Raw genomic sequence first — 13,732 nt, forward strand, 5'->3', positions numbered from 1 at the left:
GGTGCGCCGTGCGCACCGATGCTTCCCGGCTGAACACACGGCGCACCCTACGGGCCTCTAGAAAAACCAGACATTGGTGGAGGCGCTTCAGCGGCGACTGTCGCGGCTGAAGCCCTCCCACAGGTGAACATCAAGCGTGACGGCGGCGCCGCCACAGCCACAACGCCAACACACCAAGGGTCAGCAGCGCCGGCACCAAAGCGATGTTGATGATCTTCAGCGTTCGGCCCAGCGCCTCGATATCGGCATTGAGCTGGTAGCGCACCTCGCGCAGCTCCTTGCGAATCTCCAGCTTCTGCTGGATGAAGCGCTGCAACGCGCCCTGCTGCTCAGGCGTTAGCTCCAGGTTTGGATCGTCGCTTTGCTGCAGCGCCGCCAATTGCTGCTCGGTTTCGGCCAGGCGCGCCTGCAAGGCTTGCTCCTTGTCACGGAAACGCTGTTCGGCGGCGCGCTGCAACTCCTCGACCACCACGAACGGCCGGCTGAAGCGACCGCGCGAACGCACGCTGATCAGCGCCTCGGAGCCGGTCAGGTTGTCCAGCGCGTTGATGGTGAAGCTGCCGTTATCCGACCAGGGCTGCGGCATGCGCTGGCCAAAGAAGTCCTGCACCTGCACCCACATACGATCACTGAGGATGTCGGTATCGGCCACGGCGATGACGTTGATGTTATCGGCCTGCTTGAGACCGTCCTTGCGCCCCTCGATGCCATCGGGGAAGGCGCTCTGCGCCGGGCCGTCGATGCGTGCGGCGATGGTGTAGCGCTCGCCGGTCGGCTCCAGCTCGCGGATCAGCTCCTCGGGGTTGCTGAGCATGGCGAAGCGCTGGGCGTCGAACGGCATGGCGTATTCGGAGCTTTGCATCAACGGGGTAAAGCGCGTCTTCGCACCTTCCAGCGGTTCGAGAATGCCGGCGGTGGCGACGGTGACGCTCTCCAACCCGGCCGTGGCGATATCGGTCTGATCCAGCGCCTTGCGCGGCAGGCTCAGCCAGGCGGCATGGCGTACCGGGCGTTGGCCCTGACCACGGTTGACCGACATGGCGTAGGAGCCATCGCCCAGCACCTTGTCCGGCACCATGCGCAAGCCCCAGGCCTTGAACAGCGACTCGATGTTCGACGCCCTGTCCACCGCCACCTCGCCCGGCATATCGCCCGTATCGGCCTCGGCATAGGGGTCGACGAACACCATCAGCTTGCCGCCGCGCAGCACGAACTGGTCGATGGCGTACAGGGTCTGCTCGGGCAGGTTCTTCGGATGCACCAGCCACAGCACCGAGACGTTCTCGGGAATCTGATCGACATCGGCCTTGAGCTGCTCGATCTGGAACAACTGGCGCACCTGCTCCAGCACCATCCACGGTGGCGTCGGCTGCCGCGCCATCATGTCGAAACCGCCGGTCATCGGCAGCCCGGAGAGCACGCCAACCACCGGCAGCTCCGGCTTGGCCAGGGTCTGCACCAGGCGGCTCAGCTCGTATTCCAGGTGCTCCTCCTGATCCAGGGCGAAGAACGGAATCACCTGGGTGTCATCCAGCGCGTTGGTGCCAGCCAGACCGAAGTAGATCGAGTCGCCGCCCTGCTGCAGCGGGATGCCCTGCAGGCCGTACTGCGCGGCCTTGTCTTCGTCCTCGGAAAACGGCTCGGGGTCGATGATGTGCAGGCGAATCTTGCCGCCGGCCTGGGCCTGGTAAGCCTTGAGCATCTCCTCCACGCGCTGGGCGTAGGTGCGCAGCGCCGGCAGGTTCTTGGCCACCTTGTCCGAGTAGAAGAAGTACAGGTTGATCGGCTCGTCCAGCTCGCCAAGGATCTGCTTGGTGCCGTCGGAGATGGTGTAGAGCTTCTGCTCGGTCAGGTCCAGGCGCGCGCCGCCCAGACCAAGGCCGGCCAGCAGGTTGAAGGCGAGAAAGGCCACCGCGATCAGCAGCAGCCCGGCGCCGGAATAGATCAGCTTTTTCATGGGCGCATTCCTTCAGTCAGCTTTCTTCAGATCGATGACCACGGCGGTGGCGGTTAGCCAGGCGGCGATCAGCGAGAGGAAATACAGCAGGTCGCGCAGATCGATCACGCCCTTGCTGATGGCATCGAAACGCACCAGAAAGCTCAGCGAGGCGATGGCGTCCACCAGCCACTGCGGCGCCCAGGCGAAGGCATCAAGGACCATGGGGAAACCGCTGACGATGAACAGGAAGCAGGCGCTGACCGCGAGGATGAAGGCGATCACCTGGTTCTTGCTCAGCGCCGACATGCACGAGCCAATGGCCAGATAGGCGCCGGCCAGCAGCCAACTGCCGATGTAGCCGGTGACGATGGCGCCATTGTCCGGCTCGCCCAGGTAGTTGACCGTGATGATCATCGGGAAGGTCAGCAGCAGCGCGATGCCAGCGAACACCCAGGCCGCCAGGAACTTGCCGGTGACCGCCTCGAAGCGGGTGATCGGCAGGGTCATCAGCAACTCAATGGAGCCGGACTTGCGCTCCTCCGCCCACAGGCGCATGGCGATCGCCGGCACCAGGAACAGATAGAGCCAGGGGTGGAAGTTGAAGAAGGCGGAAAGATTGGCCTGGCCGCCCTCGAAGAAGCCGCCCAGGTAGAAGGTGAACACCCCGGACAGCACCAGGAAGATCACGATAAACAGATAAGCCAGCGGCGTGGCGAAATAGCTCGCCAGCTCGCGCTTGAAGATCACGGGCAACTGGGTCATGGCTGCTCTCCCCGGGTCAGCGTGCGGAACACTTCATCCAGGCGGCCGCGTTCCACGTTGAGTTCCTTGACCTTCCAGCCGCGTTCGGCAATCAGCGCATTGACCTGCGGGAAGATCACCTCGCCCGGCTGCGCCAGCACGCTCAGGCTGTGCTCGCGGGCGTTTTCCTCGACACCGGCGACGCCCGGCAGCGCCGCTAAGGCAGCCTGATCCAGCGCTTGATCAGCCACCAGCGTCACCGCCTGGTGGTAGCGCGAACGGCTCTCCAACTCCAGCGGCGTGCCATCGGCCAGCAGACGGCCCTGGGCGATCACCACGGCGCGGGTGCACAGCGCCGTAACCTCTTCGAGGATGTGGGTAGAAATGATCACGATCTTGTCGCAGGCCAGGCCCTGGATGAGCTGGCGCACCTGATGTTTTTGGTTGGGGTCGAGGCCGTCGGTGGGCTCGTCGAGGATCAGCACCCGCGGATCATGCAGGATCGCCTGGGCCAGGCCGACGCGGCGCTTGAAGCCCTTGGACAACGTCTCGATGCTCTGCTCCAGCACCTTTTCCAGCTCCACCTGCTCCACCGCACGCTGAACGCGCAGCGCCTTCTCGGCACCGCGAAAACCGCGCACCTCGGCGATAAATTCAAGAAAGCCACGCACCGTCATATCGCCGTAGCAAGGCGCGCCTTCCGGCAGATAACCGATCTGCCGCTGGGCCTTGAGAGTCTGGGTCTGGATATCGCAACCGAGGATGCTCGCCGTGCCGGAAGTCGGCGCGAGAAAGCCGGTAAGCATCTTCATAGTCGTGGATTTGCCGGCCCCATTGGGGCCGAGAAAGCCCAGCACTTCCCCTGGCTGGACCTGGAACGACAAGTCATCGACTGCCGTGTGCTGCGCAAAACGCTTGGTCAGGTTTCTTATATCGATCATGGCCTCTCACCGTCGCGAAGGGCCTGCGCTCAGCGAAACCATCGCTAAAGCGCAGGCCGCAAGAACGCCGGACGCGGAAAGCACACGTCCGGACGAGGGCAAGACCGTAGCAAAACTAAAAAGTTCAGTCAGCAGTCCGAAACAAGTGGTAAATGGAATATGTGCTCAGCGATCCAGAGGGCTCAACACCGCCAGGCCACCTCGGTTGAGCACATGGGTGTAGATCATGGTTGTCTTCACATCTGAGTGGCCGAGCAACTCCTGCACAGTGCGAATGTCCTGGCCTGCCTCCAGAAGATGCGTGGCAAAGGAATGACGTAACGAATGTGGCGTCGCATGCTTGATCAAGCCAGCACGCCGCGCCGCCTCACGCACCGCCCTCTGGATGGTTTTCTCATGCAGGTGATGGCGATAAATGCCGTGCCCGCGTGGATCCTGAGAGCGATTGCCCGACGGGAAGACGAACTGCCATCCCCACTCCTTCGCCGCATTCGGATACTTGCGCGCCAGCGCGAACGGCAAATTAGCCTCGCCAAAGCCTTCGGCCAGATCGCCCTGATGCACGTGCTGCACCTTGTTCAAATGCTGCCGTAACGGCTCGACGACACGCATTGGCAACATGGTTACCCGATCTTTTTGGCCCTTACCATCACGCACGATGATTTCTCGCCGGGTAAAATCGACATCCTTGACTCTTAGCCGCAGCGCCTCAAGCAATCGCAATCCAGCACCATAGAGCAGATTCGCAACTATCCAGCTATCGCCCTGCAATTGAGCCAACAGGGCATCGACCTCAATACGGGTAAGCACCACCGGCAGATGCTTGGGTTTCTTCGCCCGTACGACACCCTGCAACCAAGGTAAACCCAGCTTGAGCACTTCCTTGTAGAGAAATAGCAGAGCGGCCAGAGCCTGGTTCTGTGTCGAGGCAGACACGTCGCGCTTAACCGCGAGATGGGTCAGAAAAGCCTCGATCTCCACCGCGCCCATCTCCGCCGGATGCCGGTAGTGGTGAAAGCGGATGTAGCGCTTTACCCATTCGGCATAGACAGCTTCGGTACGGATGGAATAGTTTCTGACTCGAATCTGCTGGCGCAGTTGATCCAGCAGCTTGGGCTTGCCGTCATCCATGTCGCGTTTCTCCCTGGGTGCTGTCGCGTTTGCCACGACAACCTTCAAGCTAGACAAGGACTTGCAAGACGACAAGGAAGATTATGCGACAGCTGTCGCGTGGAAACGCGACATGAATGTCGTCTAATTAATAGTTAGAGAGGCCTTATGAAATTTCCGTTCTGGCCCAGAGAAAAAAGCACTGACTGGGACAAGGCATTTGGCCCGATTCAAGAAACACGAAAACAACGCCTCATTCGCGAATGCCAATTGCGTGATGTTTCTATCTATACAGATGATGAATCAGAGGTTTCATCTGGAGTTTATGCAGAGCTTAGAGGCGTCACGTCAGAAGCAGAATTAGAACACAGATTGAACACAAAAATCTCAATCCTAAGCTCTAAACGTGCGAATTTAATTTCAGCCATTGCGCTAGTTGTATCTGTGGCGGCGCTCATAATAAGCATACTATCCTGAGCTGAGGCCACTCTAACAAATGGTTCAAATCGTTCGCTTCGCTCACTGGGACGGGCTAAAGCCCGCCCCTTAACCAAACGTTATGTGTACAGGAGCAGCACTCATGGAAACCGATCTCGTTCTGGTGTCTTTAAATGATGATCAGATTTCCAAGGCAAAGGAAGCCAATGGTAAACGCAAACAAATAACGCACGCGCTTGTATGCGGCAAATACGGCGTCATGTTCGGCACAGAAAAACAGTGCAGAAAATATTACTCCGCCTGGAAAGAAATCTTTAAAAGCCTGTTCGGTCGCTGCTATGAAACCGAAAGTTACGATCTAAACACATACAAGTGCTCTGGAAATGTGGTGATGGACTTAATAACCGAGTCAGATAAAAACAAACCTGACATCGACTTCATTGGTATTGCACTAAAGAGCGAAAAGAAAGGTTTCTGGTCAAAGCTGCTCGGCGGTTAACCAACACATAACAACTGGTTCAAATCACTCGCTTCGCTCGCTGGGACGGGCTAAAGCCCGCCCCTTAACCAAAAACGTTAGGCAACCACAAAGACATGGAATCCAAAGTCTCCTTTCGTCCAGTCGACATAGCGCCTCAGCTTATTGCGTATGGCGAACCTGAAGCAGCCGAAAAGCTCATGCAGCTTGACGACTGCTCGCTCGACAAAATCGGAGTCCTCGCATTTGACAATTATCTTGTGCCGAAAACAATTTTAGATAAGGCCATTTGCTTGGCTGTCGTCGAGTATCTTGAAGGCTCAAAAAGAGAGTTGCGTAGGAAAAAGCGCGTGTTCCAAAAAGGCTCAGCTTAATGCCTAACAAGTGGTTCAAATCGCTCGCTTCGCTCACTGGGACGGGCTAAAGCCCGCCCCTTAACCAAACGTTAGGCAATTATGTACCGCATCCCCAAAGACATAGACCTATCAGAAATCGTTGGTGAATTCACAACGCAAATATTGGTTGGTCAATTCGATATCCAATTCTGCTTTGGGAAATATCACTTTGCAGTTCAGTCAGATATTCATCTCATTAAGCACGGTGAAGTCATTGGAATTTGGCAAGCAGGGACTTGGCCGCCACAACAGTTTTTTGAAATAATGAATATCAACGTAGTTGCGTGCCAAACACCAGACAAAAGAAAAATAGTCATCCATCTAGAAAACAGCATTGAAATACATCTCAGCGATAACTCAGACCAATTCGAGTGCATGCAGATTTACGTCGATGGAGAGCAAGACCCATGGATAATTTAAAGGCCTAACAAATGGTTCAAATCGCTCGCTTCGCTCACTCGGGACGGGCTAAAGCCCGCCCCTTAACCAAACGTTAGGCATCAAGGAGGAATCATGCAGTGCTTTAACCATCCAACAGAAGCCATTGGTATCTGCAAACACTGCCAGCGCGCATTATGCCCGGACTGCTGCACAGATTTAAACGATGGACTTGCATGCAAAGGCGTGCATGAAGCAGAAGTAACCCATTTGAATACGCTGATTCAAAATACTAAAAAATCTTACTCATCATCACCCAGGGCATCATTGTTTGGCCCTATATTCAATATTTTCATAGGAGTCTCCTTCCTCGGGTTTGGCATAAAAAATGGAAGCGAGCCACTTCTAATGACGCTCGGCGCAGGCTTTATAATTTTTAGCTTAGCCATAATCGCATACAACACCAAGTACTTCAAAAAAATAACCACGAACTATGACGCCTAACAACTGGCTCAAATCGTTCGCTTCGCTCACTGGGACGGGCTAAAGCCCGCCCCTTAGCCAAACGTTAGAGGCTTATTCAGTTCATGCGCATTGACATAGATTTTTCGATATTCACATCTGCTCCATCTGCCGAAGGGGTGATATCAGGGAAAATTGAACTCAACGCACTGCCTCGAATCGGAGAAATCGTTTCGCTCCTTGCTTCACCGAACGGGCACAAATTCCCAGCAGCTTCGGAATTCGATCCGCTGTTGAAAGTTGAAAATGTAATCCATCAAGTAAATAGCCAAGCGGTAACACTTCAGCTACAAGACGTAGTTCTTCCAAATAAAACAAGCGTTGCCGAAGTCACTGCATTTCTAGAGCAAGGTTTCGGCCTATTTTTTGACCCAATCGGTGAGTAAGCCTCTAACAAGTGGTTCAAACCGTTCGCTGCGCTCACTGGGACAGGCTAAAGCCCGCCCCTTAACCAAACGTTAGACACAACAAGGAAGTTATGCGTAAGTCCATCAATATCGCAATCGTAGTCGCAATCTCGATAGCCCATTACTCAATCATGGGTTACTTGGGTTATGACCCTGCGCCTGAGTACGAAAATTTAATGGCTTGGTCTTTCGCCCTCATGGTTGCCTTGTGGTGTCTGGATGACGCAAAGAAATACAACTTCCATCGTCCTTATGAGTTCGGCGCTTTTATTTTCTTCCTCTGGCCCATTGTATTGCCTGCGTATCTCATCCATACGCGAGGCTGGCGAGGTGCGCTAGTATTTTTGGCCTTCCTATTTATAGCGCTGTTGCCTTACATTTCCGGCTGGGTTTCCTACTACGCAAGCCCTGCTTACAGCGAGTATGGTGTCTAACAATAGGTTCAAATCGCTCGCTTCGCTTACTGGGACGGGCTAAAGCTCGCCCCTTAACCAAACGTTAGAAGTCATCATGGATAACTGGTACAACACCATCGAATACCAAACCCATGTAGCCGAGAGATTAGAGGCACTTGGAGAGACAAGGTACGACCTTGAGGCGTATGAATTCGCGCTTGAGGTATACCAGTACGCCCCTGAATATCATGAGAATATTCCCACACCGCCTCCTAACCTTGGGCTCACATATGATGTAAGTGCCTTCAACTTTGCTTACTGCTATGTGCTTCACGCCAAAGAGGTTTTTGAAGACCCTAGAGACACACTGAGCTCATGGGGCATTACGTCATCAAGGGACATCGGTGAAATCGTTTATGGTTTGGTCGGTGTCGGTTTACTAGATCAAAGCCCCGACGACAGAAAAGAGCAGTTCGAGGGTCTTTTCTTAGTAAAAGACGTGTTGTGATGCCTTCTAACTAGTGGTTCAAACCGTTCGCTTCGCTCACTGGGACGGGCTAAAGCCCGCCCCTTAACCAAACGTTAGGCAAAACATGGATCGTCAGTCTTCACAAAATACGCCATTAGAAATTTATCATGGCGTTCCCAGTGGCTGGTCCAAAGCTGAAATCGTTTCGCTACATAAAGCGCTGGGCGGTTCTTTTGAAATCGACTCTGGCGAAGCATCTGAACCCGGCGCCCCTTCCTGGATGCCTGATCGTTACAACTGGCTACAGTATAGAAAATCACTACATGAAATAGGCAACGGAATTAAGAAAGGCGACAAGGCATGTATAGAGCTAGCAATCAGATATATTAAGATTGACTACTTTGGGTCTTACTCAGGTTTTATAAAAGAAAGGCTAGCCAGACTCTTAAAACCTCAAGAGCTGTCAAAACAACAAATCGCCAGACTAAAATCGTACTTCAAGCACCTAGTAAAAAATAAGCGATGCCTTCAAGAATTTAGAGAGTACAAAAAGCTAGTGAACAGAATCCAGCTGAGCGAAAATGCCTAACAATAGGTTCAAATCGTTCGCTTCGCTCACTGGGACGGGCTAAAGCCCGCCCCTTAACCAAACGTTAGGCCTCTATGTATTTCGATATATACGTTGACGACAAAAAACTGGGCACATTCGGCCATCCCGATGTGGAGAACATTAATATCTCCTTGTCTGGCGCGCCCGACCAAAACTACGTATTTGCTGGTGCCGTTTGCCGTGAGGGGGAAACCCAATATCATTACCACTGGCTGCAAGAAGAGATCGGCCATGCCAGCCAGGTACGCATCGTTCCAGTTGAAAGCGGCTTGGTTCCTCCCCCCATTAAACGATTTGAAATGGGGCGTGCGGCCCGTAAAGCGTCAGAACACAATATTTGTGAGTTCTGCCAACGAAACGAAACGGAAGTCCCTCGCCTTATTCCTGGGGACTCAAATCGGCCTGGAATCTGCTCGGACTGTGTAGAGCTATGCAGAGAGATACTCCGTGACGAGGCCTAACAAGTGGTTCAAACCGTTCGCTTCGCTCACTGGGACGGGCTAAAGCCCGCCCCTTAACCAAACGTTAGGCTACAAAATGAGTGCACATTCCTTCAGCACGATTGAGTGAAAACACACTTGCCCGGTTCATGCTTTCCGGGCCATGTCACAGCAGCATAAGCGGCGCTTCCGTCAGCATATTGATCACGAGCGGAGCCAGGCCGTTGGCGCCCCACCATCCGAACAGAGCAGGAAGCCTATGAAGTCCATCATCCTCTTGGCACTTTCATTGTGCTCGTCCCTGGCCATGGCCGGTGAGTCCTGCGTCTATCCCAGCAAACGTGACGATGGCAGCGTTGCCTACTTTGAGGACTGCGGTTTGGTTGAGGGTGATGGGCTAGAGCTCAACGGCGAGCACGCCGAGAACCTGGCCTTCGACAGCAACGGCATGGCCTGCGTCATCCTCGCGGCGAGCGATGCCTTCTACCTGCTGCAGGATGGACGCTCGCAACGTGTGCTGTTCTTCGACAATGGCTGCGACTATTTCAGGGAGGGCCTTGCCCGAGGCCTGGTGAAGGACCGGATGGTCTTTATCGACGAACGACTGAAAACCCCGCTGACGCCCGGCTTCGATCTGTTATTGCCTTACGACTACGGGCATGCAGTGGTGTGCAACGGCCCCTTCGTGGAAGAACGGCATGGCGAGCACACCCTGCTCCGCGGCGGCCAATGCGGCTTGATGGACAAGCAAGGCAGGATCGTCGTCGAAGCCGTTCACGCCATTGGCGACAACGAAGTGTTCGAGCACTATCTGAATCACAACAACCATTGCCCTGCGCCACCGCTGCGCTCCGAAGAGGCCGCGCTGTGCCACGCCAAACGACACGTCGCGAACATGGATCACCACAGTGCGCAATGGAAGCGGCAGGAGATTTCCCGGCAAGGCGCCGTCTGGCTGGTCACCTTCGTCGAAGAGGGCGACGGCGATGAGGAATTCACCCTGACCCTGAACGCGGACAGCGCTCAGTGGGGTTCGTTGATCCCGGAATCCCACGACGAGGCCAGGCAGCGTCTGAAGCCATAACCTGCATACGGCTGGCGACCTTGCCCCGAGCGAGGATTTGCAGGCGTATTCGCGGGACCGATTGTGTTGCCCAACCCGGCCACCAGCGCCCTCCTCCTACCTAGAGGTGATTTCCATGAAAGAAGAACACGGCGTTTCGATCCAGACACTCGGCAGCGAGCATGTCGATGTCATGCGCGCGATGCTGAGCATGTTCGGCGAGGCCTTCGGGGAGACGGCGACCTACACGGCAGCGCAGCCCGACGATGCTTACCTGCAGGGGCTGCTGGCGGGTGATGCGTTCTTTGCCATTGCCGCATTGGCCGATGGGCAGGTGGTCGGCGGACTGGCGGCCTACCTGCTGCCCAAGTTCGAGCAGGCGCGCGCGGAAATCTACATCTACGACCTGGCCGTCGCGCAGCCGCATCGGCGGCGGGGCATCGCGACGGCGATGATCGAGCAGTTGAAGCACATCGCAGCGGCCAGAGGGGCCTATGTCATCTACGTGCAGGCGGACTACGGCGACGACCCGGCCATCGCCCTCTATACCAAGCTCGGCATCCGAGAAGACGTGCTGCATTTCGATATCCCGCTGGAACGTGGCTAGCCGCCCCCGTTGCGCTGGTCGAACATTCAAGAATCGCGTCTACTCTCAGGCACGCTCATAACAACAAGGACGTAAACAATGATGGACTTCATTGCACGCAATTTCAGATGGCTGATGCTGCTATCCGGCGTTCTCACGGCGACCATGTTCTACGGCCTGTTCGCCCCGCAGGAAGCGCTGCAGTCGATGTTCGGCGCATCCTTCGAAGGGCAGTTGCAATCTTTGGTCGTTCGCAGTTGGTCGGCGCTGGTCGGGTTGATGGGCGTGCTGCTGATCTATGGCGCGCTGAGCCCGAAGCATCGGGTTCTCTGCGCCGTCATTGCCGCGCTGAGCAAGGCCATCTTCGTGTCGCTGCTGCTGATCCATGGCCAGGATTACCTGAGCAAGGCCGCGCCCGCCATCGCTCTGGATCTGCTGGTGATCGCCTTTACACTGCTGTTCCTGCTGGCCGTGCAAAAGCGGCGCAGCGCTTGAGGCGAACCTCATGGGAATGATCAGGCATATCCTCTGGCTGGACTGCATGGCCGCTGCGAGCGCGGGCGTTGTGGTCCTGTTGCTGGCCCCCTGGTTGAGCGGCTGGTATGCCCTGCCCGGCGAGCTGCTGAGCTTCATCGGCGCGGTCAATATCGCCTATGCCTGCTTTTCCTTTTCGCTGGCGATTCGTGTGCGGCGCGCCGAAGCGCTGATCAAGCTGCTGGCAGTGGCCAACGGATTCTGGGCGTTGGCGTGCCTTGGCATCGCTGCGACCTTTGCCCCGGTCATGGCGCTACCGGGGCTTTGCCATATGCTCGGCGAGGCTGCGTTCGTCGCAGGCCTGGGCATGCTGGAGTGGAAATGGCGCAGGCAGTTGCTGGTGGCTGGCGAACAGGGCGTTTCGACTCAGCCTGTCGCGGCCCGGTAGCCGTCACAGATATGCAGGCGAAGATCCGGCGATGGCTGCTCAGGCCATGATCAGCCCTATCCGTCAGCGCTGTGAAAACGGTTCTTGCCCGCGTACTTGGCCGCGTACATGGCCTGGTCCGCACGTTTCAGCAGGTCCTGGCCGCCTTCAGCGTGCAGCGGAAACAGAGCGGCGCCCACGCTCGCCGATATCCGCACCATACTGCCGTCCAGATCGAACGGCTTGGCCAGTACATCCAGCACCTTGAGCGCCACCGTCTCGCAATCCTGACTGCCGTGCAGATTGCCGAGGACGATGCCGAACTCATCACCGCCGAAGCGTGCGACCGTGTCCGTGCTGCGCACACAACCTTCCAGCCGCCTGGCGGCCATCTGCAGCAGGCTATCGCCGGCCGTATGGCCGTGGCGGTCGTTGATTTCCTTGAATCCATCCAGGTCGATATAGAGCACGGCGCACAGCTGCTGCTGGTCGCGCACGGACTCCAGCGCCTGGTCGAGCCGCTGGTGGAACCTGACGCGGTTGGCCAGCCCGGTGAGGGCGTCATGCTCGGCGTCATGACACAGGCGCGCTTCCAGGTGCTTGCGCTCGGTGATGTCCTGCGTGACCAGCACCAGGAACTCCGGGTGACCATGGCGATTGCGGACGACGCTCGAGGCCTCGCATACCCAGATCAGCGAGCCATCCTCACGCCGATAGGTTTTCTCGATTTCCGGGGAAAGCGCATGTGCCTCGCTGACCAGTTGCTCGCTCAGAAAGCTGCGGGCGGCGGCGGCTACTTCAGCGTCGCTCAGGTCGAAAATGTTGGCGCCTTGCAGCGCCTCGGCCGGGCGCCCCAGCATGCGCGCGAACTTCTCGTTGACCCGCAGTATCCGACCCTCGGGGCTGATGTGGGCGATACCCATGGCCGCCTGGTGAAAGGTGGCGCGAAACAGCGCTTCGCTGCCTTGCAGGGCATCGGTGGCTGCGCGTTGGCGAACCAGCATCAGCGCCAGCAGGCCAACGAACAGCATGACCACCAGGGTGACGCCGACTGCGGCCATCAGATAGGTGGAGCGCCGCTGCAAGGTCGTCGCCATCTCCTCGTCGTAAGCGGTGGCCACGGTAATCATCAGGGGATAACCGCTCATGGTGCGGTAGCTGACGATACGGGCGACGCCATCGAGCCCCTCGCCATTGTCGTGGAAATCATCGGCGTCATGCAGCTTTTGCCGCTGGAACCAGGCCAGCGACTCGGCACCCAGGCCAAATTCGCTGCGTGCGCCGATCTTGCGCGCACGTATCACGCCGTCGAGGCCGGCGAGCTCCAAAAGCCCCTGCGGGCCCAGATCGACCTGCTGGAAGAAACGCGTGACGTCCTCTGGACGCACGGCCATCACCACGACGCCGGCGAAGCTGCCGTCATCGCGCTCGATACGCAGCGACATGGGGATCAGCCAACGCCCGGAAACCCGCCCGAGTACCGGCTGATTGATGAACAGGTGATCGATACGGGCATCGCGCTGCGCCGTGAAGAACTCGCGGTCGGCGTAGTTGACCGGGCCGGTGTTCTGGCTACTGCTGACGATATCGCCCTGCTCGTCCACCACGCTGACGATGGTGAACATCTCCTCGCGGATCACGCCCTCCTCGACCCAGCGGCGCAGGTCGATGGCCTTGCCCTGCCGGCGGTACTGCTCGCGCACGAAAGCCGCCACCTGCTCGGCCGCCTTCAGCGCGCGGAACACCTGCTGCTCGAAGGCGATAGCCAGACTGGAGTTGGCTTCCATTTCTGCAGCCAGCGCCTGCTCACGTTCGAAGGCGATGCGTTGCAGGGTGATCAGCCAGACAACGGCAACGAATACGCTCGCCAGAACGATCAGCAGGTTCAAGGGTGTTGCGATTCGAGGGCGTCGAGCGAC

19 protein-coding genes are annotated in these 13,732 nt (G+C 57.0%); 14 read left to right on the forward strand and 5 right to left on the reverse strand.

Going from position 1 to position 13,732, the window contains the following annotated elements:
• Positions 1-130: 130 nt before the first annotated feature.
• From JWV26_RS02290 to JWV26_RS02305, 4 genes are all read right to left on the reverse strand, one after another.
• Positions 131-1,957, reverse strand: coding sequence for a GldG family protein (locus JWV26_RS02290; RefSeq protein ID WP_206418286.1), 1,827 nt, complete (start codon positions 1,955-1,957; stop codon positions 131-133).
• A 12-nt stretch (positions 1,958-1,969) separates the two neighbouring features.
• Positions 1,970-2,701 (reverse strand): ABC transporter permease subunit, encoded by a 732-nt coding sequence (locus JWV26_RS02295; protein ID WP_206418287.1) that lies wholly within the window; start codon positions 2,699-2,701, stop codon positions 1,970-1,972.
• Entirely contained in the window at positions 2,698-3,621 is a 924-nt protein-coding gene (locus tag JWV26_RS02300; protein ID WP_206418288.1) for an ABC transporter ATP-binding protein, read from the reverse strand. Before JWV26_RS02300 ends, JWV26_RS02295 begins: the two co-directional genes overlap by 4 nt.
• A 165-nt stretch (positions 3,622-3,786) precedes the next feature.
• A complete protein-coding gene (locus tag JWV26_RS02305) occupies positions 3,787-4,752 on the reverse strand; it encodes an integron integrase (RefSeq protein ID WP_206418289.1) in 966 nt (321 codons plus the stop codon).
• Positions 4,753-4,899: 147 nt separating this feature from the next.
• Here JWV26_RS02305 and JWV26_RS02310 point away from each other — a divergent pair, with 147 nt between their 5' ends.
• The 14 genes from JWV26_RS02310 to JWV26_RS02375 all read left to right on the forward strand — a co-directional run bounded on the left by JWV26_RS02310 (position 4,900) and on the right by JWV26_RS02375 (position 11,834).
• Positions 4,900-5,208, forward strand: a complete 309-nt coding sequence (locus tag JWV26_RS02310) for a hypothetical protein (RefSeq protein ID WP_206418290.1) — start codon at positions 4,900-4,902, stop codon at positions 5,206-5,208.
• Between the two features lie 103 nt (positions 5,209-5,311).
• The gene (locus JWV26_RS02315) at positions 5,312-5,668 is read left to right on the forward strand and encodes a hypothetical protein (protein ID WP_206418291.1); all 357 of its coding nucleotides are present in this window, start codon (positions 5,312-5,314) and stop codon (positions 5,666-5,668) included.
• 95 nt (positions 5,669-5,763) lie between these two features.
• Positions 5,764-6,021 carry a hypothetical protein gene (locus JWV26_RS02320; RefSeq protein WP_206418292.1) on the forward strand — a complete coding sequence of 86 codons (258 nt, stop codon included), beginning with the start codon at positions 5,764-5,766 and terminating at the stop codon, positions 6,019-6,021.
• A gap of 81 nt (positions 6,022-6,102) precedes the next feature.
• Positions 6,103-6,462: a hypothetical protein gene (locus tag JWV26_RS02325; RefSeq protein ID WP_206418293.1), complete on the forward strand. Its 360-nt coding sequence runs from the start codon at positions 6,103-6,105 to the stop codon at positions 6,460-6,462.
• A 93-nt stretch (positions 6,463-6,555) separates the two neighbouring features.
• Positions 6,556-6,924 (forward strand): hypothetical protein, encoded by a 369-nt coding sequence (locus JWV26_RS02330; protein WP_206418294.1) that lies wholly within the window; start codon positions 6,556-6,558, stop codon positions 6,922-6,924.
• Positions 6,925-7,007: 83 nt separating this feature from the next.
• Positions 7,008-7,328, forward strand: coding sequence for a hypothetical protein (locus tag JWV26_RS02335; protein ID WP_206418295.1), 321 nt, complete (start codon positions 7,008-7,010; stop codon positions 7,326-7,328).
• A gap of 92 nt (positions 7,329-7,420) precedes the next feature.
• Positions 7,421-7,783, forward strand: a complete 363-nt coding sequence (locus JWV26_RS02340; protein ID WP_206418296.1) for a hypothetical protein — start codon at positions 7,421-7,423, stop codon at positions 7,781-7,783.
• A gap of 76 nt (positions 7,784-7,859) precedes the next feature.
• On the forward strand, positions 7,860-8,252 hold the full coding sequence (locus tag JWV26_RS02345) for a hypothetical protein (RefSeq protein WP_206418297.1): 393 nt from the start codon (positions 7,860-7,862) through the stop codon (positions 8,250-8,252).
• A gap of 85 nt (positions 8,253-8,337) precedes the next feature.
• Positions 8,338-8,802, forward strand: a complete 465-nt coding sequence (locus tag JWV26_RS02350; RefSeq protein ID WP_206418298.1) for a hypothetical protein — start codon at positions 8,338-8,340, stop codon at positions 8,800-8,802.
• A 74-nt stretch (positions 8,803-8,876) separates the two neighbouring features.
• Complete coding sequence (locus JWV26_RS02355) at positions 8,877-9,284, forward strand: ClpX C4-type zinc finger protein (protein WP_206418299.1); 408 nt, start codon at positions 8,877-8,879, stop codon at positions 9,282-9,284.
• A gap of 238 nt (positions 9,285-9,522) precedes the next feature.
• Positions 9,523-10,347 carry a hypothetical protein gene (locus JWV26_RS02360; RefSeq protein ID WP_206418300.1) on the forward strand — a complete coding sequence of 275 codons (825 nt, stop codon included), beginning with the start codon at positions 9,523-9,525 and terminating at the stop codon, positions 10,345-10,347.
• Positions 10,348-10,462: 115 nt separating this feature from the next.
• Complete coding sequence (locus tag JWV26_RS02365) at positions 10,463-10,933, forward strand: AAC(3)-I family aminoglycoside N-acetyltransferase (protein ID WP_196460901.1); 471 nt, start codon at positions 10,463-10,465, stop codon at positions 10,931-10,933.
• Between the two features lie 78 nt (positions 10,934-11,011).
• Entirely contained in the window at positions 11,012-11,407 is a 396-nt protein-coding gene (locus JWV26_RS02370; RefSeq protein WP_241201265.1) for a hypothetical protein, read from the forward strand.
• A gap of 10 nt (positions 11,408-11,417) precedes the next feature.
• On the forward strand, positions 11,418-11,834 hold the full coding sequence (locus tag JWV26_RS02375) for a hypothetical protein (protein ID WP_241201266.1): 417 nt from the start codon (positions 11,418-11,420) through the stop codon (positions 11,832-11,834).
• A gap of 56 nt (positions 11,835-11,890) precedes the next feature.
• On the opposite strand, the gene JWV26_RS02380 is transcribed toward JWV26_RS02375, so the two are convergent.
• Positions 11,891-13,702 (reverse strand): bifunctional diguanylate cyclase/phosphodiesterase, encoded by a 1,812-nt coding sequence (locus JWV26_RS02380; RefSeq protein WP_206418301.1) that lies wholly within the window; start codon positions 13,700-13,702, stop codon positions 11,891-11,893.
• Positions 13,703-13,732: the final 30 nt, after the last annotated feature.

Source organism: Ectopseudomonas toyotomiensis, from assembly GCF_017167985.1.
Lineage (GTDB): Bacteria > Pseudomonadota > Gammaproteobacteria > Pseudomonadales > Pseudomonadaceae > Aquipseudomonas > Aquipseudomonas toyotomiensis.